This window comes from Pedobacter sp. AC212 (genome assembly GCF_979258625.1).
In genome coordinates, this window is record NZ_OZ409870.1 from 457,305 (window position 1) to 479,565 (window position 22,261).

At 38.4% G+C, this 22,261-nt stretch carries 24 protein-coding genes; 12 read left to right on the forward strand and 12 right to left on the reverse strand.

Translation table 11 applies throughout. The annotated features are described in order from the left end of the window. The first annotated feature begins 90 nt into the window (after positions 1-90). From ACZZZC_RS01980 to ACZZZC_RS02005, 6 genes are all read left to right on the forward strand, one after another. Positions 91-645 carry a 30S ribosomal protein S16 gene (locus tag ACZZZC_RS01980; protein WP_056850560.1) on the forward strand — a complete coding sequence of 185 codons (555 nt, stop codon included), beginning with the start codon at positions 91-93 and terminating at the stop codon, positions 643-645. A gap of 189 nt (positions 646-834) precedes the next feature. Continuing rightward, complete coding sequence (gene rimM / locus ACZZZC_RS01985) at positions 835-1,362, forward strand: ribosome maturation factor RimM (RefSeq protein WP_265797163.1); 528 nt, start codon at positions 835-837, stop codon at positions 1,360-1,362. A 45-nt stretch (positions 1,363-1,407) separates the two neighbouring features. Further along, positions 1,408-2,019: a hypothetical protein gene (locus ACZZZC_RS01990; protein ID WP_463484582.1), complete on the forward strand. Its 612-nt coding sequence runs from the start codon at positions 1,408-1,410 to the stop codon at positions 2,017-2,019. A 175-nt stretch (positions 2,020-2,194) separates the two neighbouring features. Next, positions 2,195-2,869, forward strand: a complete 675-nt coding sequence (gene trmD, locus ACZZZC_RS01995) for a tRNA (guanosine(37)-N1)-methyltransferase TrmD (protein WP_056850557.1) — start codon at positions 2,195-2,197, stop codon at positions 2,867-2,869. Between the two features lie 137 nt (positions 2,870-3,006). After that, positions 3,007-3,354 carry a 50S ribosomal protein L19 gene (rplS, locus tag ACZZZC_RS02000; protein ID WP_056850556.1) on the forward strand — a complete coding sequence of 116 codons (348 nt, stop codon included), beginning with the start codon at positions 3,007-3,009 and terminating at the stop codon, positions 3,352-3,354. A gap of 71 nt (positions 3,355-3,425) precedes the next feature. Further along, entirely contained in the window at positions 3,426-4,598 is a 1,173-nt protein-coding gene (locus ACZZZC_RS02005) for a mechanosensitive ion channel family protein (protein WP_463484583.1), read from the forward strand. 86 nt (positions 4,599-4,684) lie between these two features. Here the strand turns inward: ACZZZC_RS02005 and ACZZZC_RS02010 are convergent, their stop codons facing one another. The 3 genes from ACZZZC_RS02010 to ACZZZC_RS02020 form a co-directional block, all read right to left on the reverse strand. Continuing rightward, the gene (locus ACZZZC_RS02010; protein ID WP_463484584.1) at positions 4,685-5,344 is read right to left on the reverse strand and encodes a phosphatidylserine decarboxylase family protein; all 660 of its coding nucleotides are present in this window, start codon (positions 5,342-5,344) and stop codon (positions 4,685-4,687) included. 54 nt (positions 5,345-5,398) lie between these two features. Further along, positions 5,399-5,941, reverse strand: a complete 543-nt coding sequence (gene hpt / locus ACZZZC_RS02015) for a hypoxanthine phosphoribosyltransferase (protein ID WP_056850553.1) — start codon at positions 5,939-5,941, stop codon at positions 5,399-5,401. 105 nt (positions 5,942-6,046) lie between these two features. Continuing rightward, positions 6,047-8,194: a transglycosylase domain-containing protein gene (locus ACZZZC_RS02020; RefSeq protein ID WP_463486459.1), complete on the reverse strand. Its 2,148-nt coding sequence runs from the start codon at positions 8,192-8,194 to the stop codon at positions 6,047-6,049. A 131-nt stretch (positions 8,195-8,325) separates the two neighbouring features. Between ACZZZC_RS02020 and ACZZZC_RS02025 the strand changes: the two genes are divergently transcribed. Genes ACZZZC_RS02025 through ACZZZC_RS02035 form a run of 3 tightly spaced genes read left to right on the forward strand, consistent with a single transcriptional unit; the run spans position 8,326 to position 10,373 of the window. Next, a complete protein-coding gene (locus ACZZZC_RS02025) occupies positions 8,326-9,402 on the forward strand; it encodes an Mrp/NBP35 family ATP-binding protein (protein WP_463486460.1) in 1,077 nt (358 codons plus the stop codon). A gap of 34 nt (positions 9,403-9,436) precedes the next feature. Beyond that, the gene (locus ACZZZC_RS02030; protein ID WP_056850550.1) at positions 9,437-9,682 is read left to right on the forward strand and encodes a NifU family protein; all 246 of its coding nucleotides are present in this window, start codon (positions 9,437-9,439) and stop codon (positions 9,680-9,682) included. Between the two features lie 52 nt (positions 9,683-9,734). Continuing rightward, a complete protein-coding gene (locus ACZZZC_RS02035; RefSeq protein ID WP_056850549.1) occupies positions 9,735-10,373 on the forward strand; it encodes a peptidase associated/transthyretin-like domain-containing protein in 639 nt (212 codons plus the stop codon). 109 nt (positions 10,374-10,482) lie between these two features. Here the strand turns inward: ACZZZC_RS02035 and def are convergent, their stop codons facing one another. The 4 genes from def to ACZZZC_RS02055 form a co-directional block, all read right to left on the reverse strand. Beyond that, on the reverse strand, positions 10,483-11,043 hold the full coding sequence (gene def / locus ACZZZC_RS02040) for a peptide deformylase (protein WP_463484587.1): 561 nt from the start codon (positions 11,041-11,043) through the stop codon (positions 10,483-10,485). Positions 11,044-11,178: 135 nt separating this feature from the next. Beyond that, positions 11,179-12,411, reverse strand: a complete 1,233-nt coding sequence (locus ACZZZC_RS02045; RefSeq protein ID WP_463486461.1) for a M16 family metallopeptidase — start codon at positions 12,409-12,411, stop codon at positions 11,179-11,181. A 26-nt stretch (positions 12,412-12,437) separates the two neighbouring features. Further along, positions 12,438-12,890: a hypothetical protein gene (locus ACZZZC_RS02050; RefSeq protein ID WP_463486462.1), complete on the reverse strand. Its 453-nt coding sequence runs from the start codon at positions 12,888-12,890 to the stop codon at positions 12,438-12,440. Positions 12,891-12,993: 103 nt separating this feature from the next. Then, on the reverse strand, positions 12,994-15,072 hold the full coding sequence (locus ACZZZC_RS02055) for a S9 family peptidase (RefSeq protein WP_463486463.1): 2,079 nt from the start codon (positions 15,070-15,072) through the stop codon (positions 12,994-12,996). 419 nt (positions 15,073-15,491) lie between these two features. Here ACZZZC_RS02055 and proB point away from each other — a divergent pair, with 419 nt between their 5' ends. Further along, positions 15,492-16,571, forward strand: a complete 1,080-nt coding sequence (gene proB, locus ACZZZC_RS02060; protein WP_463486464.1) for a glutamate 5-kinase — start codon at positions 15,492-15,494, stop codon at positions 16,569-16,571. A 125-nt stretch (positions 16,572-16,696) separates the two neighbouring features. Beyond that, positions 16,697-17,944 carry a glutamate-5-semialdehyde dehydrogenase gene (locus ACZZZC_RS02065; protein ID WP_463486465.1) on the forward strand — a complete coding sequence of 416 codons (1,248 nt, stop codon included), beginning with the start codon at positions 16,697-16,699 and terminating at the stop codon, positions 17,942-17,944. A gap of 194 nt (positions 17,945-18,138) precedes the next feature. On the opposite strand, the gene ACZZZC_RS02070 is transcribed toward ACZZZC_RS02065, so the two are convergent. Next, positions 18,139-19,521 (reverse strand): MBL fold metallo-hydrolase, encoded by a 1,383-nt coding sequence (locus ACZZZC_RS02070; protein WP_463484592.1) that lies wholly within the window; start codon positions 19,519-19,521, stop codon positions 18,139-18,141. A 79-nt stretch (positions 19,522-19,600) separates the two neighbouring features. Next, positions 19,601-19,804 carry a hypothetical protein gene (locus ACZZZC_RS02075; protein WP_463486466.1) on the reverse strand — a complete coding sequence of 68 codons (204 nt, stop codon included), beginning with the start codon at positions 19,802-19,804 and terminating at the stop codon, positions 19,601-19,603. A gap of 198 nt (positions 19,805-20,002) precedes the next feature. On the opposite strand from ACZZZC_RS02075, the gene ACZZZC_RS02080 reads away from it, so the two are divergent. Further along, positions 20,003-20,260, forward strand: coding sequence for a hypothetical protein (locus ACZZZC_RS02080; protein WP_463486467.1), 258 nt, complete (start codon positions 20,003-20,005; stop codon positions 20,258-20,260). A gap of 57 nt (positions 20,261-20,317) precedes the next feature. Here the strand turns inward: ACZZZC_RS02080 and ACZZZC_RS02085 are convergent, their stop codons facing one another. The 3 genes from ACZZZC_RS02085 to ACZZZC_RS02095 all read right to left on the reverse strand — a co-directional run bounded on the left by ACZZZC_RS02085 (position 20,318) and on the right by ACZZZC_RS02095 (position 22,096). After that, positions 20,318-21,001: a type 1 glutamine amidotransferase domain-containing protein gene (locus tag ACZZZC_RS02085; protein ID WP_463486468.1), complete on the reverse strand. Its 684-nt coding sequence runs from the start codon at positions 20,999-21,001 to the stop codon at positions 20,318-20,320. Positions 21,002-21,083: 82 nt separating this feature from the next. Continuing rightward, positions 21,084-21,653, reverse strand: a complete 570-nt coding sequence (locus ACZZZC_RS02090; RefSeq protein WP_463484596.1) for a Crp/Fnr family transcriptional regulator — start codon at positions 21,651-21,653, stop codon at positions 21,084-21,086. A gap of 71 nt (positions 21,654-21,724) precedes the next feature. Next, a complete protein-coding gene (locus ACZZZC_RS02095) occupies positions 21,725-22,096 on the reverse strand; it encodes a hypothetical protein (RefSeq protein ID WP_463484597.1) in 372 nt (123 codons plus the stop codon). Positions 22,097-22,261 lie beyond the last annotated feature (165 nt).

The window sequence follows — 22,261 nt, forward strand, 5'->3', positions numbered from 1 at the left end:
AATTTGCAAAGTATCAATTCATTACTTATCTTTGCAGCCCCGCAGCATGTAGCTCCGGGAACTATGTTGAATACATAAATACGAAAAGAAATGGCAACTAAAATCAGATTGCAAAGATTCGGTAAAAAAGGAAAACCTTTTTTCCACGTTGTGGTAGCAGATTCTCGCTCTCCACGTGATGGTAAATTTATTGAGCGTTTAGGTTCTTACAACCCAAATACCAATCCTGCTACTATCGAAATTAACTTCGAAAAAACTTTAGCTTGGGTTAACAGTGGTGCACAACCAACTGATACAGCTCGTGCTATTCTATCTTACAAAGGCGTTTTATACAAAAAACACTTAGAAGGTGGTGTTAAAAAAGGTGCTTTAACACAAGAACAAGCTGACGAAAAATTCACTGCTTGGGTTGATGCTAAAGCTGGTAAAATCTCTGGTAAAACAGAAGGTTTAGCTACTTCTAAAGCAGATGTGCGTAAAGCAGCATTAGCGGCAGAAGCTAAGAAAAAAGAAGACAGAGCAGCAGCAATCGCAGCTAAAAATGCACCAGTTGCAGAAGAAGTTGTTGAAGAAGAAACTCCAGCTGCTGAGGCAACTGAAGAAGCTCCTGCAGCAGAAGCTACTAAAGAAGAAGGAGCAGAATAATTTTAATTGTTTTGTTCAAAGAAATAGCGTTTCGAGTTTCGGAACGCTATTTTTATATAAAGAGATTTTTAACACAATCGTCATGCCGTCCCGAACGTTCTGGATCAGCATCTGTCTAGCATTAAAGACCCTGAAATAAATTCAGGGTGACGATAGCATTTAGAAGCCCCTTTAGGGGTTTGGGGTGATATGAAACACGAAGAAGCATTTTACGTAGGTTACGTTACAAAAACGAGGGGTTTAAAAGGAGAAGTTCAAATCTTTTTTGAATTTGATGAATACGAGCAGCTCGCATTTGATGTGATGTTTGCGGATATGAATGGAAAACTCGTGCCTTACTTCGTGGCCGATGCGAAGCTACAGGCAAATAAAACGGGTTACTTTAATTTCGATGACGTTGATCATATCGATAAGGCGCAACCATTGTTAAAGAAAAAGTTATATCTGCCATTAAACCTCATGCCAGAACGTGATGAGAACGAATTCTTCTATACAGACCTAAAGGGTTTTACTGCAGTTGACAAAAGCCTTGGTGAGCTTGGTGAAATCCTCGAGGTAAATGAATACCCACAACAATTTATTGCCACCGTTTTATACCAGCAAACTGAAATTCTTTTTCCGCTCAATGAAGATTTCATTGTGGAGATAGACGATGAGGAAAAGATTTTGACCCTGGATTTGCCGGAAGGCTTACTTGATATTTATCTGGAGAATTAATCTCTCTCTGATAAACCTTTCTTGTGAGTTTTTCGTTTAACAATCATGAGACGTTTATTCATTTCTTTTGTGGCATTGCTGCTTTTAGCGAGTTGTAATGAAACCAAAAAACCTGAAAATAAGTCAGCAGGGGCGGAAGTTATCAAGCAAAAATTCCAGCAAGATTCTATCAATGTCGTTGCTGTTAAAGCACTCAAAGCTTTAAAAGAAAAGAACTACCAGGCATTTGCGTCATACTTTCACCCCATTGATGGCGTTCGTTTTTCTCCTTATGGGTTCATCGATCCTACACACAAACATGTTTTAGCCAAAGATTTTTTAGAAGCCATCGATAAAAACTGGACACTCACCTGGGGCCACTTTGATGGTAGTGGCGAGGCAATAAAGATGAAGGTTAAGCCTTATATTGAAAGGTTTGTTTACAATGCAGACTATTTAAATGCAGATCGGAAAAGCTATGACGAGTTTATCGGCCAAGGCAATACGATCAATAATTTAAAGGAAAGTTACCCGCAGCTCCATTTTACGGAATACTATTTTAAAGGAAATAACGAGAAATATAAAGGGCTTGATTGGAATAGCCTTCGTTTCGTTTTCAAAAAGCACGAGCAAGCCTATTATCTGGTAGCAGTAATTCACGATCAATGGACGATTTGATTCTCTCTTTCTCCAAAATATTACCTGGATTAGTTTTGTTGAAATAGCAGACTATAAATTGCGATTAGCAGAATTTTTATAGAAAATGCTGATTGTGCTACTGGCGATGTATTTCTGTTAAGCCATTGAACACAATGCTTATCACCAAACGCCAAACTATTCTTACCTTTGCTCCATGCGTTTTGATATTATAACGGTTCTTCCGGCTTTGTTAGAAAGCCCTTTTGCACATTCCATTTTGCAGCGTGCTCAAAAAAAAGGTATTGCGGAAATTGTGGTTCATAATCTTCGTGATTATGCAACTAACAAACAAAAGAGTGTAGATGACTATCAGTACGGTGGAGGAAGCGGGATGGTAATGAGTATTGAACCCTTTGCGGCCTGTATCGAAAAGCTTCAGGCAGAACGGGAATATGACGAGATCATTTTCATGAGTCCGGATGGAGTTACGCTAAATCAAAGCACAGCCAACGAACTTTCCATTAAAAAAAACATCATTATTCTGTGTGGCCACTATAAGGGAATAGATCAACGGATTCGCGATATTTTTGTTACCCGTGAGATCTCCGTAGGCGATTACGTACTAAGCGGGGGAGAATTGCCTGCGGCGATTGTAGTTGATGCCGTTGTGCGGCTAATTCCCGGTGTTTTGAATGATGAAACTTCTGCCCTTTCTGATAGCTTTCAGGGAGAGCTGCTGGATGCACCTGTTTACACCCGGCCGGCTGATTGGAGAGGCCATAAAGTGCCTGATGTTTTATTGAGCGGACATGAAGCAAAAGTGAATGAATGGAGGCATGAACAGGCATTGGAGCGTACTAAAACCCGTCGGCCTGATCTTTTGGAATAGAAGCATTTAACGCGTAACAATGTGGATTTCTAAAAGATTGTGGAAAAAATAAAATTAGTTTTTATAATTGAAAAAAAATCCCTAATATTGCAATCCGAATTTCACGGGTTGAAATATCGATTTAATAGCTTAAAATCATGGATTTAGTAAAATTTGTTGAAGAGCAGGCCATCGCGAAAAAAGATTTTCCTGCGTTCAAGTCTGGCGATACAGTGAGCGTACACTATAAAATTCGCGAAGGTAATAAAGAACGTATTCAAATTTACCAAGGTGTTGTAATTCAACGCAACAGTGCAGGTGCTAACGAAACTTTCACAGTTCGTAAAATTAGTAACAGTATTGGTGTTGAGCGTATTTTCCCTGTTAATTCTCCAAACATCGAGAAGATAGAAGTAAATAGCTATGGTAAAGTTCGTAGAGCGAAATTATTCTACTTACGTGCTTTAACTGGTAAAGCTGCTCGTATCAAATCTTTGAGAAAATAATATTCTTTATTAAAAGATATAGCCTTCACGATTAATTTCGTGGAGGTTTTTTTGTTTATACCTTTACCTATATGTTAGATTCTGCATTTTTCGAACAGGTTCTTTGGGGCAATACCGTAAAAGCATATTGCCTTTTCGGCGGAATACTTTTGTTCGGTTTGATTTTCAAGCGCATATTTTCCAAACTGTTGAGCAAACTTTTGTTTAGATTGTTCAGAAGTTTCTCTCAGCAATCGCACGATGCAGCTTTTGTTTCCCTGCTGGTGAAGCCGATCGAAACCTTCATCCTGCTCGCTACACTTTATCTTTCCATTAATCAGCTTAAACACCCACTAGAGGTGGCCATTTTCCATTACAGCAAATTGGTAGGCAAAACGAAAGAAGCTATTCCGGTAAGCATTGGCGATTGTGTAGACAGGATATTCCTCTTCATGATTATCCTGTCAGTGTTCTGGATCATCCTGAGGATTATCGATTTCATCAGTCATGTTTTATTATTTAAAGCCTCATTAACCCATAATAAATCGGATGATCAATTGGTTCCGTTTCTTAAGGAACTTTTTAAAACGCTGGTGATTTTTATCGGCTTTTTTACTTTGCTTGGCTTTGTTTTCGAGGTGAATGTATTAACACTGATTACCGGTTTAGGTATTGGTGGTATTGCTATTGCGCTGGCTGCTAAGGAGAGTTTGGAAAATTTGATTGGTTCTTTTACCATCTTTTTAGATAAGCCTTTTGTAGTTGGCGATTTGGTTAAGGTTGATGGTGTTGAAGGTACTATAGAGAAAGTGGGCTTTAGAAGCACCAGAATTCGTACGGCCGAAAAAACGATGGCCACTATCCCTAACCGCGGTATGATTGATGGCGTTTTGGAAAACCTTTCGTTACGTGATTCAAGAAAGGTGAATTTTATAATTGGATTAACTTACGAAACAACGGCAGAATCTGTTAAAAATATTATATCAGAAATTGAGGCATATATCAACCAAAGGCCAGGAACGGTTGATGTACATGCATCTTTTAAAAGCTTTGGTGATTCAGCTTTAAATATTGAAATTAACTATTTCATTACCAACCTTGATTTTAATGAATTTTTAAGAATCAGGCAGGAAATAAATCTTGAAATTATGGATATCGTGATGCGAAATAAATCTGATTTTGCCTATCCTACGCAACGCTTAATTAGCGACAGACCGATTAATAATGATCATGAAAAGGAAGTTGGAAATGATGCAATTGATTAAGCACTGAAATCCAAATAAAACATCTGGTTAAAAGAAAAGCCAATTTGGAAATCCCAAATCGGCTTTTTAATGCGGTATCATGGTGCTTAACTTAAAGTTGCCAGAGTAGTAATTCCTCCTTTTACCACCTGATTAAGCTCTACGTTTACTTTTGTTCCAACAGGTAAAAAAACGTCTACTCTTGAGCCGAATTTAATAAACCCGAACTGTTCGGTTTGTTTTACCTGATCTCCTTCTTTAACATACCATACAATTCTACGGGCTAAAGCACCTGCAATTTGGCGGAACAATACAGGCGTTCCATTTGCATGTTCAACTACAGTAGTGGTACGCTCATTTTCAGTAGATGATTTCGGGTTCCAGGCTGCTAAATATTTTCCAGGGTGATATTTGAAAAATTTAACTACACCAGAAATTGGATTACGGTTGATGTGAACGTTTACCGGCGACATAAATATAGAAACCTGTAAGCGCTTGTCTTTAAAATATTCACCTTCTTCTGTTTCTTCAATTACAACTACTTTACCATCTGCAGGGCAAATTACCAGGTCTTCTCCGGCAGAAAAACTGCGGCTGGGATTACGGAAAAACTGAAGTACAATGATGAATAACGCCGCCGAGAAGATATAAATGAACCAACGCAACCAGGTCATGTCGTAATATTTATAATCCACAACAGCGTTGATCACGAAAATAAGTAAAATAGTTATTGCTATGGTGGTATAGCCTTCTTTGTGTATGGTCATTACGTTAAAATTATTGCACAAAGGTGCGAAAAATAAATTAATCAGTCCGAAAAATTATCCTTCAGTCGCCCTGTAAATATCGTTTAAGTTTCTGCCCAGGCCATTGTAATCTAAGCCATAGCCAACTACAAATTCATTTGGTATTTCAAAACCAACATAGGCTAACTCTTCCACATCGTATTGCAAAGCGCTTGGTTTTACCAGGAGCGAACTAACTTTAACCGAAGCCGGATTTTTCTCTTTTAACGTTTTAATGATGTGGTTAATCGTTAATCCCGTATCAACAATGTCTTCTACAATAATGATGTCTCTGCCTTCTATATCATCAGGTAAGCCAATAAGTTCTTTTACCTTACCGCTGCTAGATGTTCCTTCATATGAAGCCACACGCATAAAAGCGACTTCGCAAGGCACATCAATCTCTTTAATCAAATCAGCCATAAAAAGAAAACTTCCATTCAGCACGCCAATAAAAAGTGGACATTTTCCTTCATAATCCAAATTAATCTGGATGCCCAGCAGGCGAATCCTTTTATTCAGGTTGTCGTTCTCTAGAAAAATCTCGAATTCCTTATCGTCTACCTTAATTTTGTGCATTTATATTATTCGTTGAAATGTTGTAATGTTTGATAGGCTTTGGTATACAATTATTTGATTCTAAAGAGATAAAACATTAATTGTAAACCGCAAACTGACGACTGACTACCCGCCTTCTTCCTGCTCTTTTTCCCTTCGCCGTTGTTCTCTCCGTTCCTGTCTGAGCTGTTTTTTACTTTTTGTAGTATCGGCTGGTTTAGCGGTTACGGTATCTTTTTTATTTCCGCCACCAAAAATCCTGTCGAATAAATTTTTGTTTTTGTCCTGCATCATTACAGGCGGCATTCCCTCTTCATCATCTTCAAAAGCGTTGGTGTCAATTTCTACAGTGTCTGGTGCAAGATAACGGCGCAAACCTTCACGCAAACGAACATTATAAAAACCATAACCCGACGTATCTCCAGGAGTTAAGCCTCTTCTCGCCATAATGTTTCCCATAAACCTGAAATAGTTGAACATATAAGGTTTCAAGCTTCCATCGGCCATAAACTTGTACATCGATGCCTTAGGTTTTGGAACAATACTGGCCAGGAACAAGCCATCGCCAATGGTTAAATCTGCTGGCTGCTTTCCGAAATAATATCTCGATGCTTCGCCGATGCCATAGATGTTTTGACCAAGCTCCATAATATTAAAATATACCTCCAGCATACGTTGTTTGCTCACTAAATGATTGTGTTCAATGAGCCACACAATTAATATTTCTTCCGCTTTGCGGGCTAAAGTTTTCTGGCGACTTAAATATATATTTTTAACCAGCTGCATGCTGATCGTGCTGCCGCCCCGTTTAAATTTCTTCTCCTTGTAATTTACTGCAATCGATTTTCTGATCGATTCTTCCACAAAACCATTGTGGGTATAAAATGATGGATCTTCGGCAGTTAAAACCGCGTTGATGAAATTTTTAGAAATTGCACTTAATGGAGTAAAATTTGGGTTTGATGGGCCAATGGTGATATCACGCATCGGTTTTCCATACTCGTATGGCGTATAAATAAATGGAGCATTAATTTTTTGAAGATTGGTTTTTCCCCATCTTAATATTTTGAAATTTACTGGAGTTAAGGTAGAGCTGAATTTTACACTGTCTGGCACTTTAGTATCCAGATAGAAATTAAGATTGTATTTTACTTTTCCTTCCACTTTCAAACCATCTAAAGATTCAAATAAACCTTGAGGGAAACCATCTAAAATCGCCTGCGCATCTTGTTCTTCGGCATTTATTTTAAGCTCGTAAATTTTGTTTTTACCCAACGTGTATTTAACGTATGGATGAATTTGGGCATTTTTAAGATAAGCAGTCGATGAACTGTCCAAAGCAACAAAATTGGGCCCAACTAAAACATCAGCATCAAGTTTTGCACTTTGAACAATAATATCGTTACTCGCTATCCTCGCCTGGTTAAGTAACATATTTTTAACCGACCACGAACCCGATATTTTGTAATCATCGCCACTGTATCCCGCATCTTTAAGCTCGGTTTCAAGCGTATCGAAACTTACCTTTGCATGGAGCTTATTATTCAAATAAGGCAATTCCAGTTTTTTTCCATCAGCATAGGCCATAAATTTTAAGCGCTTACTACCAGGATTTACCAAACCGTCAATGTGCCAGGTAGATTCACCTTCATTTACATTGATAGTAGATTTTAAATCACCATCATCTATTGTGGCTGTAGTAGCAAAACTCAATTTTGCCGTATCATGATCATTGAACTTGAAAACCATATTTTTCATGTCCATATCATCAGGAATTTTATACAAAACCTGGTTCAATAAATTATTGGCAATTTCGGGTAAGTTGGCCTTCCCTTTATTCTCGGTACTATCTTTTTTCTTTCTTTTAAGGATGAAATCGATATTACTGGTTGAGTCTTTAAATACCACATTTATAAAACCATCGCTTAGTTCTACTTCAGCTAGCTTAACGTTTCCGAAAATCAATGGAAATAACTTAACGCCAACACTCAATTCACCGATATTGGAAAGCGTGTCTCTATCTTTTGGGACCACCGAAATATTGGTCATTTTTACGGTGCTCATCCCTGCAAAGCCTGCAGATCCAATTTTCACCTCTAAACCATAATCTTTATCCGCTTTTGCAATGGCTTTGGCCACCATTTTTTTCAGAAGCGCCTCCCTTTTACTATAAGCATAAGCCCCGATAGCAAGAAAAGCAATTAAAAAAACACCTAAAATCCACGCTCCAATTTTTAAATATTTTTTAGGGATTTTAATTTTCGGTATGCGCATATAGTCGTTAAAATGGTTAATTGCTTAAACGTAACAATTAAATGTTTATTTCGTGTTAAAATTACAGTTTAAAACCCTAAATAAAAGTATTTATGGCTATGTTTTGTTAATTTTGAATTTAAATTAATACGATGCCAATTAGCCCGCAACAAGTTTTAGATGCTTTAAAAAATGTAGAGGATCCTGATCTTAAAAAAGATTTAGTGACCTTAAACATGATTAAGGATTTACATATAGATAACAACCAGGTAAACTTTACATTAGAGCTTACTACGCCAGCTTGTCCGATGAAGGACATGCTGAAAAATGCCTGTACAAATGCAGTTAAGCATTTTGTATCTGCAGATGCTGAAGTAAATATCAATGTAACTTCCAGGGTAACTCAACCAACAAATTCATCTTCACTAGATAACATTAAGAACATCATTTTGGTTTCATCTGGAAAAGGTGGTGTGGGCAAATCTACCGTATCGAGCAATTTGGCAGTAACCCTGGCGAAGGATGGTGCAAAAGTAGGTTTAATAGATGCAGATATTTATGGTCCTTCGGTACCTACCATGTTTGATTTGGTTGATGCTAAACCTGGTGCAGAAGAAACAGCTGATGGAAAAACTAAGATTATCCCGATTGAAAAGTACGGGATAAAGTTGTTATCGCTTGGCTTTTTTGCAGATCCTGGTCAGCCAGTGCCGTGGCGTGGGCCAATGGCTTCAAACGCGGTGAAACAATTATTTAACGACACTAATTGGGGTGAACTGGATTATCTAATTGTCGATCTTCCACCGGGCACCGGCGATATTCACATCACCATTACCCAAAGCTTCCCAATTTCTGGGGCAGTTGTAGTGACTACTCCGCAACAGGTAGCCTTGGCTGATACCCATAAAGGTTTGGCCATGTTCCGTATGCCGGGAATTAATATCCCGATTTTAGGAGTGGTAGAAAACATGTCGTACTTTACACCAGCAGAATTGCCTGATAACAAGTATTATATTTTTGGAAAAGGCGGAGGAACTATTTTAGCAGAGCGGTTTGATGTTCCATTTTTGGGTGAAATTCCGATAATACAGAGCATTGCAGAGGCTGGAGACAATGGTAAGCCGGTAGTGCTAAACCAAAATCCGCTTTTGGAAGTTATCTTTGGAGATATCGCAAGCAAAATTGCGCAGCAGATATCCATTAATAATGCACAAATGGCTAATTGCTAAAAAATTACTATTTTTATATTTTAAAATACACATAATGAATTTAACAGAGCAAGTAGAACAGGCATTAGAAACTATCAGACCCTATTTGAAGGCTGATGGAGGGGATGTTTCTGTTGAAGAAATTACATCAGAAGGAATGGTAAAGCTTAAACTTTTAGGCAGCTGCGGTTCTTGTCCGATGAGTTTCATGACTATGAAATCGGGCATTGAACAGGCAATTATGAAAGCCGTACCTCAAATTACTTCAGTTGTGGCCGTCAACATGGCAGAGCAAGTTTAGCTTTAACAATATTTAACAAGGAAGTTTTATTTTTAAAATTACTTTTGTCTTAATGAGATATTGTATTGCCCTAATTTGCCTTCTTTTTTCTACCGCTGCTTTTTCACAACAAAGATCAGCAGAAGAAAAACTTATACAATTTTCTGGGATCATTACTGATATCGATAGTACAAACGTAATTCCTTACGTTACCATCACCAATCTTTCTGCAAATGGTAAACGTGTAGCAGCCGATTACAGGGGTTATTTTACCTTTATTGTAAATCCGGGTGATACCATTCTTTTTACGGCCATAGGTTATAAAAAATTCTCCACTGTTATACCAACCGGAACACCTGATAGTAAATACACGATTATGGTTAAGCTGAAAGCCAATGTAATCGATTTGCCTTCGGTAAGGGTTTTCCCATGGGCTACTACGGAAGAGTTTACCCGGGAGTTTCTATCCATGAAATTAGCGGATGATGATATGGCCATAGCAAAGAAAAACCTCTCCAGATCATCTATCAATGGCTTAATTCAAACGCTACCGCGTGATGGGCAGGAAATCGGAAGTCAGAATTATCGTTATAATTTCGATAGGATGATTAACAAGAACATGGTGCAAACCAACCCTCTTTTAAATCCTTTCGCATGGGGTAAGCTGATGCAACAGATCTTCGATGGGGATAAGAAAAGAAATGAAAATTAAGTCGGGAGTCTTTAGTCTCTGAGTCAAAAGTCTTGGATGCCTGACTTAGCCATGGGCACAAAAAAAGGGATAACGTTTCCGTTTTCCCTCCAAAATCTTAAATAAAAACCTATCGTTTTTTACTTTTATTCGGAAACTTCATTTTATAGTCTGTTTTGATGTTTCCTTTTGAAATGGCATCTAACTTACTCTTTAGCATTGTTTTACGCAAAATGCTAACCTTATCGGTAAAGAGTTTACCTTCGATATGATCGTACTCATGTTGAATTACCCGAGCAGGTAAGCCATCAACATCTTCAGTATGTTCTACCCAGTTTTCATCAAAATAATTCACTTTGATGTTGGGTTTGCGCATAATGTTTTCCCGAATATCCGGAATGCTTAAACAACCTTCATTAAAGCTCCAGGGTTCTCCGGTTTCTTCTACAATCCGGGCATTGATAAATACTCTTTTATAGCCTGGCGTTCCATCTTCCTCTTCCCCGGTATCCACTATAAATAAACGAATGGGTAAGCCAATTTGCGGTGCCGCCAAACCAACGCCATTTGCATAGTACATGGTATCAAACATGTTTGCAATCAACTCTTTTAATTCAGGGTAATTTTCATCAATATCCGTTCCTACCTTTTTTAAAACAGGATCTCCGTAAGCTACTATTGGTAATTTCATTGTGTAATATATTTTTTCAGACAATAAGCCTGAGACTAAATTCCAAAGGTTTGTCAGTCTGAGCCTGTCGAAGACTCTCCGATTGCTCCTTCGACAAGCTCAGGATGACAATCTACCACTTTACAAAAATAGCAATTATTCCAGTATCGGACTGAATGTAAAAATATTCAATTGCTCTGGTGCTAAAACCTCATCTACAATTTGGGCCATTTCTGTCGTGCTCACTTTATTAATCCTTTCAAAAACTTGCGCCAACGAATCAATTCTATCATGATCAATCAGGCTTTTTGCCATTGAAATAATTAAGCCGATCCTATTCTCTTCACTTAAAGCAATCTGGCCTATAAATTTATTTTTTGCTTTTTGTAACTGCAACTCATTCAAAGGATGATCCTTTAACTTTTTCATCTCTTTAAAAATTAAAGTTAATGCCTTCATGTGTTTTTCTTTATCCGTACCGAAATAGATCGAAAAAATTCCGGTATCGCTTAGCGGCGAAAAATTAGATTCGATGGTATAGGCAATGCCGTATTTTTCTCTGATTTGAAGATTCAACACCGAACTCATTCCGTTGCCCCCGAAATAATTATTCAGTAACATTAAACCTGCCTTATTTTTGTGGTGAGTGGAATACGTTTGCCCACCAACAATGCAATGCGATTGCATAATAGGCTTATAAATGTCGGTCGAAGTTGGATTTAAAACAGCAGGTTTTTTTCGGTTTAGCGAAGGGGAGTTTTCTTCTACATAACTAAAATGTTTTGTGCCCTTTTTTACCACGCTATTAAAACTGTAATCTCCTAAAACAGCTATTACAATTTCATTGGTTCGATAATTAGCTTTGCGGAAATTGATCACATCCTCACGGGTGAAATTGCTTACGCTTTCTACAGTGCCGAGGATGTTATTACCCAAAGCATTTCCTGCAAAAAGCATGTCTTCAAAATCATCATTAATGGCTTCTTCCGGTTGGTCGAGATAAGAAGCAATTTCATCAAGGATTACGCTTTTTTCTTTATCCATTTCTTCCTCGGGGAAAGTAGAATGGAAAATGATATCGTTAAAAAGATCTAGGGTTCGATCTAAATAAGGATTCAAAAACGAAGCATGGATGCAGGTATATTCTTTGGTTGTATAGGCATTTAAATCTGCGCCCACACTTTCCAAACGGTTTAAAATCTGATTTGTACTGCGTTTCTCTGTTCGCTTAAAAATTAAATGTTCGATAAAATGAGCTAAACCTGCTTTGCCTTCGGGTTCATCACGAGAACCGGTATTGATAATGATGCAAGCATGAGATATAGTAGAAGCCGAGGGCACATGCAACAAGCGGATGCCGTTCGGTAAAGTATGAACATTGTATTCCATTGGAAGGCAAAGATACGGCTATTTGATTACAAAGCCTCGGTATCTGGGTATTGCAATTGTAAAGCAGAAATCAATTTATCTTTAGTAGGATGCTTTAAGGCCAGAAAAATAAAATTTGCAGCGGCGAACAGCAGGAAAAAAGAATTGTGCGTAATGAAGAAGCCGACAACATTAAAAAGTGCCCCTCCTTCTAAAAGCGCAGCGCTAATGATAAAGGCACTTTGGTATAAATTGACTTTTGTCTCGGCTGTTTCTGATTTGTCAATTTTAGCGATCAAGTTTTTAAAGAAAAATATGCTGGCCGAAATAGTGATTAAACCCATAATTGGGAAAATCGGGTTGAATGGTGCGGTAGTTGCCGGGTTAGCATCAAAAAACATGATTTCGCGGTTTAAAAAAATAGTTACTAAAGCGAAAAGTAAAACGCCGCTGCATAAAGCAAGATGAATAATTTGGAGTGTTTTTAATTTGGTGTTCATTATTGATTTATAATATGTAGGATTGGATAGATTGTCATATTGAGCCTGTCGAAACACGATCAGAATGTTCTTTGACAGGCTCAGAATGACAACGAAAGTGAAATTATTTAGTGATACCCTCTAACGAAAATAAAAATGCCCATCTCAAAGCTACATCTTTCAAATAATCGAACCGGCCTGATGCGCCTCCATGGCCAAATTCCATATTGGTTTTTAGCAAAAGAACGTTTTTATCCGTTTTATTTGCCCTAAGCTTGGCCACCCACTTAGCAGGCTCAAAATATTGAACCTGGCTATCGTGTAAACCCGTGGTAACAAGCATATTTGGGTAGGCTTTTTTCTCTACATTTTCATACGGTGAGTAGCTTTTCATATAATCGTAGGCGTCCTTTTTCTTTGGATTTCCCCATTCATCGAATTCGTTCGTAGTTAATGGAATGCTTTCATCGAGCATAGTATTTACCACGTCAACAAAAGGAACATCTGCAATAACACCGTTCCATAAATCTGGAGCCAAATTTACAACTGCTCCCATTAATAACCCACCAGCACTGCCACCATTGGCATACAAATGCGCTTTCGAAGTGTAGTTTTGTTCTACCAGGTATTCTCCGGCAGCAATAAAATCAGTAAAAGTATTTTTCTTTTTCATCAATTTGCCATCCTCATACCATTGACGCCCCATTTCCTGTCCGCCACGAATATTTGCAATAGCAAATGCGAAACCACGATCAAGCAAACTTAAACGCTGCGAAGAAAACGATGCTTCGGTACTCGAACCGTAAGAGCCGTAAGAATAGAGGAGCAATGGTGCTTTCCCGATTTTATCAAAGCCTTTCTTATAAACGATGGCAATAGGAATTTTGGTTCCGTCTTTAGCCTTGGCAAACAAACGTTCGGTAACATAATTTTTCGGATCGTAGCCACCCACAACCTCCTGTTGCTTCATTAACTTTTTGTCTTTTTTCTGCAAATCGTAATCATAAACCGAATTCGGCGTAGTTAAAGAAGTGTAGTTGTATCGAAGTGTTTTGCCAGTATATTCGGGGTTCGATCCAATGCCTGCTGCATAAACTGGCTCGTCAAATTTGATGTAATAATCTTTGCCATCCGTCTTCAACACATGCATTTCGGTTAAACCGTTTTTGCGTTCAGATAGCACTAAGAAATCCTTAAATTCATCACCATATTCCAACAAAACATCTTTCCGGTTCGGAATCACTTCTTTCCAGTTTTCTTTTTCCGTCTTATTCAAATCGCATTCCATCAAGCAAAAATTCTTTGCATTCCAATTGGTGATGATGTAGAACTTATCATCAACAGGTAGAACATCGTATAGCACATCTTTAGATCGTGGCGAGAAAATTTTAAAAGCAGCCTCTGGATGATCAGCATCAATCATTCTAAATTCATTCGTCAGTGTCCCTGCAGATGAAATCATAATGTAACGACCATTTTTCGATTTTCCTACGCCAATATAATTGGTGTTATCTTTCTCGTCGTAAACCACAACATCAGCCTTTGCATCCGTTCCAAGCACATGTTTTTTGATTTTTTCGCTCAGCAACGTAACCGCATTTTTCGAAGTATAAAACAATGTTTTATTATCATTAGCCCAGGCTACCCCACCTTCCGTATTTGTAATCGCATCCTTATAAATTTCTCCGGTTTCGAGATTTTTAACCTGAATGGTGTATTGCCTACGCGAAACCTTATCTACCCCAAAAGCCAGTAATTTGTTATCGGGACTTACACTAAAACCAGTTGCGCTATAATAAGAGTGCCCTTTTGCCAATGCATCAACATCTAGTAAAACCTCTTCAGCTGCGCTTAAACTTCCCTTCTTCCTGCAATATTTATAATACTGCAGGCCATCTTCAGTCCGCGTATAGTAGAAATACCCATTCCTAAAAACCGGAACAGATTCGTCTTTTTCCTTAATCCTACCCTTCATTTCCTTAAACAAATCGGCCTGAAACTTTTCTGTACCCTTCATCATGGTTTCCAGATAAGCATTCTCGGCCTTCAAATAATCGACAACCTTGGTACTGTCTGGTCCTTTCTTAAAATAATCAATCATCCAGTAGTAATTATCTACTACAGTATCGCCATGAATAACTCTTTTATGTGGAATAATTTCTGCAACAGGCGGTTTGGCATCAGGCCATTTTATAGGTTTCATTTCTTTTTGTTTGGGATTGTTGCATGCTACAACTGTACTCAGTAAAAGCATGCCGGGTAAAATACGTTTCATCATTTTGGTTTGGTTCAGGTTGATGCAATTTAACAATTTTTTAGGTTAGATTTTGATCTGGAAAAGAACGGTCTGGTTTTTCATGGAGGAATGTAGTCCCGCCATCCGCTCTTTGGTTAGATTGATTAACCACAGATAAAAAGGATACACACAGATAAAAGCAGTTTAAAAACCAAAATCTGTGTTTATCTGTGTGCATCTGTGGTTAAAAATCCACCCAACTATTATCATTTTCGCAAAAATTTGCCCTGATCTTAATATTCATTCCAATTGAAAAAAATAGATGTTAAATTGCCGCATTAATTTTCTAAAATGCCTTCCCTCCAGGGGAGGGTTGGGAGGGGCTAATGAAATTAGGGTACAAAAAAATTATTGTTAAAGTAGGTTCCAATGTCATCACGCAGGCGAATGGCTTACCTGATGAATCTCGAATTCAGCATTTGGTAAACCAATTGGCCGAGATAAAACAACAGGGAATCGAAGTTATTCTGGTTTCATCGGGTGCAGTGGCTTCTGGCAGAAGTTTAATTAAGGTTTCAGAGAAACAAGACGCCGTTACTACCCGCCAACTTTTAGCGGCCATTGGCCAAGTAAAACTGATCAATACTTATGCTAATTTCTTCGATCCGCATAAAATAAAATGTGCCCAGGTTTTAGTAACCAAAGAAGATTTTAGAGATAGGGCACATTACCTCAACATGAAAAACTGCCTGCAAATTTTGCTGCAGAATGATGTGATTCCTGTTGTAAATGAGAATGATGTGGTTTCGGTTACCGAACTTATGTTCACAGATAATGATGAATTGGCAGGTTTAATTGCCTCAATGCTAAATGCCGATGCCTTGATTATTCTTTCGAATGTAAATGGAATTTATAATGGCGACCCGAAACTTGCAGGATCAGAAGTGATAGAAGAAATTTCTGGTTCGGTTTCAAATTTGGCCTCGTTTATTCAAACTGGCAAGTCGCAGTTTGGCCGTGGCGGAATGGTTACTAAATCGACCATGGCACAAAAAGTGGCGAAACTCGGTATTGCGGTTCACATTGCAAACGGAACAACTGATCATGTTTTAACAGGCCTACTTAACAATGAAATTGTACATACCCGATTCGTTCCAGAGAAGACAAAATCAGGAAAGAAAAAATGGATTGCACATTCTGAAACTGCTGCAAAAGGAGTAGTTAAATTAAATGATGGGGCAAAAAATGTGTTAACCTCAGGCAAAGCCACAAGCTTGTTGCCTATCGGGATTATGGAAATACAAACCGATTTTTTAAAGGGCGATATTATTAAAATTATCGATGAACAAAATCAGCTCATCGGTTTAGGAATTGCAGAATACGGATCGGATAAGGCCAAAGAAAGAATCGGACAGAAAAAACAAAAGCCGCTGGTGCATTACGATTATTTTTACTCTTCAATATAAAGATTTTACCGCAAAGAACACGAAGAGGAGGCGCAAAGAAACGCTAAGCTAATTGTGTTTATAGGCCCTTAACTTTGCGTTTCTTTGCGAAAAACTCAGTGTACTTAGCGGTTAATTAAAACAAAATGGACTACAAACATTACTTCGAAAAGGCAAAACACGCAACCCGTACAATGGTAGGATTGAGTAAAGAAATCATTAATGAAGTGTTGGCCGATTTAGCAGAGGCATTGATTTTAAATACGGTTGAAATAATTGCTGAAAACGCAAAAGATTTGGCCCGGATGCCTGCTGAAGATCCTAAATATGACAGACTAAAACTGACTGATCAGCGCATCGCAGATATCGCAAATGATATTAAAAATGTTGTCGCATTAAGGAGCCCGCTCGGTGAAATTCTTTCAGATAAGACTTTAGAAAATAAACTTCAAATTCAAAAAGTTCGGGTGGCCCTTGGCGTGGTCGGCGTAATTTACGAGGCTCGGCCGAACGTTACCGCCGATGTATTTTCGCTTTGCTTTAAAACGGGTAACGTAGCTGTTTTAAAAGGAGGAAGTGATGCGGAATTTTCCAATTTAGCCATTGCTAAAATAATTCATAGCGTTTTAGCCAAGCATGAAATAAACACCGATGTATTGACCTTATTGCCTGCTGAACGAACTGCAACCGAAGCGTTGCTCAATGCCAGAGGTTTCGTTGATGTACTCATTCCACGTGGAAGCCAGTCGCTGATTAATTACGTTCGCGAAAACAGTAAAATTCCAGTTATAGAAACTGGCGCAGGGATTGTGCATACCTATTTTGATGAATCGGGCGATTTAGATAAAGGCAAAGCCATTATTTTCAACGCTAAAACAAGACGGGTTAGCGTTTGCAATTCGTTAGATTGTGTGTTAATCAACCAAAATAGATTAGCAGATTTACCAGCACTTTTATCGCCTTTGGCCGATGGGCAAGTGGAAATTTTTGCTGATGAGCAAAGCTATGAAATCCTTAAATCTACTTATCCTGAAGCACTTTTAAACCAAGCCACCGAAGAACATTTCGGAACGGAGTTTCTGTCTTTAAAAATGGCAGTTAAAACGGTTGATGATTTCGATGCGGCATTAAATCACATTGCCGATTACAGTTCAAAACATAGCGAAGCGATTATCTCTGAAGATGCTAAAAACATCACTAGATTTTTAAACGAAGTAGACGCGGCTGCCGTTTATGCCAATGCTTCAACAGGGTTTACAGATGGTGGGCAATTTGGTTTAGGCGCCGAAATTGGCATCAGTACACAAAAACTTCATGCCCGTGGACCAATGGGATTGGAGGAATTGACGAGTTATAAATGGGTGGTTCGTGGTGATGGGCAAGTGAGGAAGTAAGCTCATTTGCTGTCATTCTGAGCGCAGCGAAGAATCTGCAAGCGATTGAAAACTGACACAGCATGTTTCCTCGGGCAAGAAGAAATCCTGCAACAACGGGTTTATGCAAGCGCATTAAGATTGCTTCGTGCTTCGCAACGACATGATGTTTAGAATTATTCGTCCGCTGAACCAATGACTATTGGACCAATGAGCTAAATCTCAAAAACTTCTCCTCTTTCTGGGGCAACCACATTAAAACCATCTTCCAGCAAAGTAGCAGCCAGTGTTTTTAAGCTTTTATCTTCGCCATGCACCAGAAAAACCTGTTTAGGATGGCCGGTTTGCTTTACCGTTCGTACTAAATCATCGTGATCTCCGTGGCCACTCAACAAATCGGTTTGGCGGATGGTCGCGTAAACCATCATTTCGCGGTCTTTAATTCTAACGATCGGCGCACCACTTAAAAGTTTATAGCCAAGCGTTCCTTTGGCGCAGTAGCCAATAAAAAGAATGGTGCAATAATAATTTTGAATATTGTAGTAGAGGTGATCTTGAATACGTCCCCCCTCCAACATCCCAGCCGACGAAATGATGATGCAGGGATCGAAATAATTGGAAACATCCTTGCTTTCTTTCATGGTTTGAACGTAAGCCAAATGCTCAAATTCAAATTCATCACCCATGGTTTTATAAAAATCTTTTGCCTCTTGGTTAACTAAATTATGGTGTTTCCGATAAACATCTGTAGCCTGTATCGCCATTGGGCTATCTACAAAAATTTGCACCGGTGGTAACAGTTTTTTTGTGAAAATTTGATTCAAGGCAAAAACCAGCGATTGCGTTCTGCCGATGCTAAAGGCAGGAATAATTAATCGCCCGGGGGTTTTAATACAGGCCTCTTCAATTTCCTTTACCAATCGCTCTTCCAATGTTTGGTCTTTGGTGTGGTAGCGCCCGCCATAAGTAGACTCGCAAACAAAATAATCAACTTCGGGGATGGGCTCGGGCTTTACCAAAACAGGATAATTATCTCGACCGATGTCGCCAGAAAAGGCAATTTTTTTCTCTTCCCCGTTATCATTTATGGTTAAAACTGCTGCAGCGGCACCCAACAAATGGCCAACGGGAATAAAAGTTAAACTGATATCGCCATTTATTTTAAATGGTTTGTTAAATGCAATGGTTACAAAACGGTCAATCGTATCCATTACGTGTTTATGCAGGTATAAGGGTTTTGGTCCGCTAAAATTTCCCCTTTTGGTGCGGGGCTTCCGACTTTGTTTTCTTAAAAAAAGCTCAACAGAATCGAACAATAAAATGGAAGCTAAATCTGCTGTTGGTGGTGTACAAAGCACTTGGCCATCAAAACCAAGGCGTACTAAAGTGGGCAAATTACCCGAATGATCGATGTGAGCATGGGTTAAAATAACCAGATTGATATCAGCCGGATCGAAGGGAAATTGTTGGTTGTCTTCCTGATAAGTTTCCTTTTCGTAATCTAAACCACAATCTATCAGTATTTTATAATGCCCAACCTCGAGCAGGTGCATACTTCCTGTAACTTGTTGTGCAGCACCCCAAAACGTTAACTTCATCTTCTATTCTCTCTGTAATTGTTTGGTGTAAAGTAGTACAATTGATGCAATTTTTAAACAATAGGAAGTAATTTTTTGGTTAGCGGATTTTTTTGGAAAGCAATTGTAGTAGATTTTTCGTTAAACCTCTCCCGCCTTTTGCTGTAGCCCCGATAGAAACCTGTGAAACAACCAAGCATAGTGTAAAAAATGAAAGAAAGATGCTTAAATCGGGGGCTGCCGCTACAGTCGAGTTTAGGTGGCTTTGGTTGGCGGTACTATTTTCTGCTATGTGCTTAACCATAGTTTATAAACCCCAGCCTGCGGCGGGCAGGCTATTGCAGTGGAAACCAAAAGCTTTTTCTGCTTTTGTTGAAGCACCTGCCAGCCGGTTAGCCAGGAAAAGCGGGGCTGCTAACCTCCGTAAAAACCGAAGTTTTCATTTCCAAATCTTAAATAAAAAATCCTTTAAACCGTTATCTTTGCAGAAAAAACATCAACAATGCAAGAACCGTTTGATATAGAAATAGGGAAGACAAATTATTCTGTTTTTCCTGAAGGAAATGATTCATATACCATTTTTAAAGATGGCAAAGAGTATATCCAGATACAGAAAGATACCTCATCAATTTGGTTAAAATTGGATTATAAAACTGAACTTCCAATTTTTGAGGAGGATGAAGAAGTTAACGCAATTGGACAGGCCATTGAGAAATATGTGCCTGAAGAAGAGGAAGACGACGATGCCTTTATCGTTTAAATAGCAAACTGCAAGACGCATGGAGCATTGAAACTTTTTGCATCTTGCAGTTTAACTTTATTTGATTAGTTTCAGCAGTTCTTCTGCAACTTTTTCTGATGAAGCTGGGTTTTGTCCTGTAATCAGTAATCCATCTACCACCGCATAAGGGTTCCAATCTTCGATTTTTGTGTAAAGCCCGCCATTTCTTTTAAGCACATCTTCTACTAAAAAAGGTACCACATTGGTAAGCTGAACGGCTTCTTCTTCGGTGTTGGTAAACCCGGTAACGTTTTTCCCTTTTACCAAATATTCTCCATTTATTTTTACGTCTTTTAAAACGCCTGGTGCATGGCATACAAATGCAACAGGTTTATTGGCTTCATAAAAGTCTACAATTAACTTTTGCGAGGCACCACTTTCTGCTAAATCCCATAACGGACCATGACCGCCTGGATAAAATACAGCATCATAGTCTTCCATTTTTACTTCCGCTAAGGGACTTGTATTTTTCAATTTTTCTAAAAGAACAGTGTCTTTGTCCATTCTTCTGGTGGTATCAGTTTGAAAAGATGGGTCTTCGCTTTTCGGATCAATTGGCGGTTGGCCTCCTTTTGAAGATGCCAATACTACCTCAACATTTTTGTCTGTCAAAGCGTAATATGGAGCGGCCAATTCTTCCGACCAAAAACCTGTTTTTAAACCTGTATTTCCTAATTCGTCGTGGCTCGTAAGCACGAATAAAACTTTCTTGTTCATCATCTATTATTTAATTGTAGAACAAATTTAGCTGAATGCTTAAGCCCGTTAAAGGACCAGAATCACAAATTTTATGTGCGTTGAATCACAATTTGCCTGAAAGTCTGCTTAATGTTTCGCGGGAAATACCCAAATAAGCGGCAATAATGGTTTTAGAAACTCGTTGTAAAAGCTGCGGATATTGCTTTGTAAATTGTTCGAATCTTTCTTTTGGACTGGTGGTGAGCAGTGATAAAATTCTTTGTTGTAAAGCGACATAGCCAGAGCTGTTTTTTACTCTGAAAAAATGCTCCATTTTATGACTTTCGCTACAAATATTATCCAGGTTTTCTTTGGTAATGGAGAGTAATTCTACGTTCTCTAAACAGCTGACGTTGGTGATTGACTGTGCGTTATTATAAAAGGCCTGGAAGTCGGAAATCCACCAGTTTTCCATTGCAAATTGAATGATATATTCTTTTCCATTAATATCGGTGTAGGTTGCTTTGAGCAATCCTTTTACAACAAAATAGATGTTTTTAACAGCCTCATCTTCCTGAATTAGATATTGGTGTTTTTTTAAGCTTTTGGATCTAAAATAGCTGTTGATGATTTCAAATTCCTGATCGTTAAGGGTTACGATCTCTTCAATATGTTTTCTTAACTCAACACTCATTTGGTAAAGCTAACTAAAAACAAAGGGCAAAAAAAATCCTGGCCGAAACCAGGATTTATGTCTTTCTGTAATTATCTGGTGGCGTTTGCCGTCCAGGTACCATTTGAATTGGCCACGCCGATCTTCAAAGTGCTGGCATCTATTGTAATCCCAATAACCCCTGTACCCACACTAATGTAGGTATTTCCGCTCTCCTGGAATTTAACTCCAGTGATATCTGGAATGTTGTTGCCAAAGAAGAAACTGTAGGTATCATCCACTTTTGTAACGGTTACTTTGCCATCTGTGCTGGTTATTTGTGTATCGCCTTTACTGTAGGTAACAGTTCCTCTATAGGTACCTACAAAAAAATCTCTATCTGCCGGATCGGTATCCTTTTTACACGAAACCATCACTGTTAATGCTATTAAAAGCATACTGAAAATTTGAACTGTCTTTTTCATAATTATGTTTTTCAAGTTTGAATTTGCCGCGGTAGACAACAAATTCGGTTAGTAAAATGTAACAGCAGGTTTACAAGGGTTGTGCCAAAATGCTAAAAGCTTAATCAAAAAACAGCGTGATGAGCAATTTTTTGTAAAAAACTTACCCTTGTAAAGTGTTGATTA

Bases quoted from the DNA above. Each gene is read 5' to 3' on its own strand.
- ACZZZC_RS01980 (WP_056850560.1), top strand. From the start codon at position 91: ATGGCAACTAAAATCAGATTGCAAAGATTCGGTAAAAAAGGAAAACCT.
- rimM (WP_265797163.1), top strand. From the start codon at position 835: ATGAAACACGAAGAAGCATTTTACGTAGGTTACGTTACAAAAACGAGG.
- ACZZZC_RS01990 (WP_463484582.1), top strand. From the start codon at position 1,408: ATGAGACGTTTATTCATTTCTTTTGTGGCATTGCTGCTTTTAGCGAGT.
- trmD (WP_056850557.1), top strand. From the start codon at position 2,195: ATGCGTTTTGATATTATAACGGTTCTTCCGGCTTTGTTAGAAAGCCCT.
- rplS (WP_056850556.1), top strand. From the start codon at position 3,007: ATGGATTTAGTAAAATTTGTTGAAGAGCAGGCCATCGCGAAAAAAGAT.
- ACZZZC_RS02005 (WP_463484583.1), top strand. From the start codon at position 3,426: ATGTTAGATTCTGCATTTTTCGAACAGGTTCTTTGGGGCAATACCGTA.
- ACZZZC_RS02010 (WP_463484584.1), bottom strand. From the start codon at position 5,344: ATGACCATACACAAAGAAGGCTATACCACCATAGCAATAACTATTTTA.
- hpt (WP_056850553.1), bottom strand. From the start codon at position 5,941: ATGCACAAAATTAAGGTAGACGATAAGGAATTCGAGATTTTTCTAGAG.
- ACZZZC_RS02020 (WP_463486459.1), bottom strand. From the start codon at position 8,194: ATGCGCATACCGAAAATTAAAATCCCTAAAAAATATTTAAAAATTGGA.
- ACZZZC_RS02025 (WP_463486460.1), top strand. From the start codon at position 8,326: ATGCCAATTAGCCCGCAACAAGTTTTAGATGCTTTAAAAAATGTAGAG.
- ACZZZC_RS02030 (WP_056850550.1), top strand. From the start codon at position 9,437: ATGAATTTAACAGAGCAAGTAGAACAGGCATTAGAAACTATCAGACCC.
- ACZZZC_RS02035 (WP_056850549.1), top strand. From the start codon at position 9,735: ATGAGATATTGTATTGCCCTAATTTGCCTTCTTTTTTCTACCGCTGCT.
- def (WP_463484587.1), bottom strand. From the start codon at position 11,043: ATGAAATTACCAATAGTAGCTTACGGAGATCCTGTTTTAAAAAAGGTA.
- ACZZZC_RS02045 (WP_463486461.1), bottom strand. From the start codon at position 12,411: ATGGAATACAATGTTCATACTTTACCGAACGGCATCCGCTTGTTGCAT.
- ACZZZC_RS02050 (WP_463486462.1), bottom strand. From the start codon at position 12,890: ATGAACACCAAATTAAAAACACTCCAAATTATTCATCTTGCTTTATGC.
- ACZZZC_RS02055 (WP_463486463.1), bottom strand. From the start codon at position 15,072: ATGAAACCTATAAAATGGCCTGATGCCAAACCGCCTGTTGCAGAAATT.
- proB (WP_463486464.1), top strand. From the start codon at position 15,492: ATGAAATTAGGGTACAAAAAAATTATTGTTAAAGTAGGTTCCAATGTC.
- ACZZZC_RS02065 (WP_463486465.1), top strand. From the start codon at position 16,697: ATGGACTACAAACATTACTTCGAAAAGGCAAAACACGCAACCCGTACA.
- ACZZZC_RS02070 (WP_463484592.1), bottom strand. From the start codon at position 19,521: ATGAAGTTAACGTTTTGGGGTGCTGCACAACAAGTTACAGGAAGTATG.
- ACZZZC_RS02075 (WP_463486466.1), bottom strand. From the start codon at position 19,804: ATGGTTAAGCACATAGCAGAAAATAGTACCGCCAACCAAAGCCACCTA.
- ACZZZC_RS02080 (WP_463486467.1), top strand. From the start codon at position 20,003: ATGCAAGAACCGTTTGATATAGAAATAGGGAAGACAAATTATTCTGTT.
- ACZZZC_RS02085 (WP_463486468.1), bottom strand. From the start codon at position 21,001: ATGATGAACAAGAAAGTTTTATTCGTGCTTACGAGCCACGACGAATTA.
- ACZZZC_RS02090 (WP_463484596.1), bottom strand. From the start codon at position 21,653: ATGAGTGTTGAGTTAAGAAAACATATTGAAGAGATCGTAACCCTTAAC.
- ACZZZC_RS02095 (WP_463484597.1), bottom strand. From the start codon at position 22,096: ATGAAAAAGACAGTTCAAATTTTCAGTATGCTTTTAATAGCATTAACA.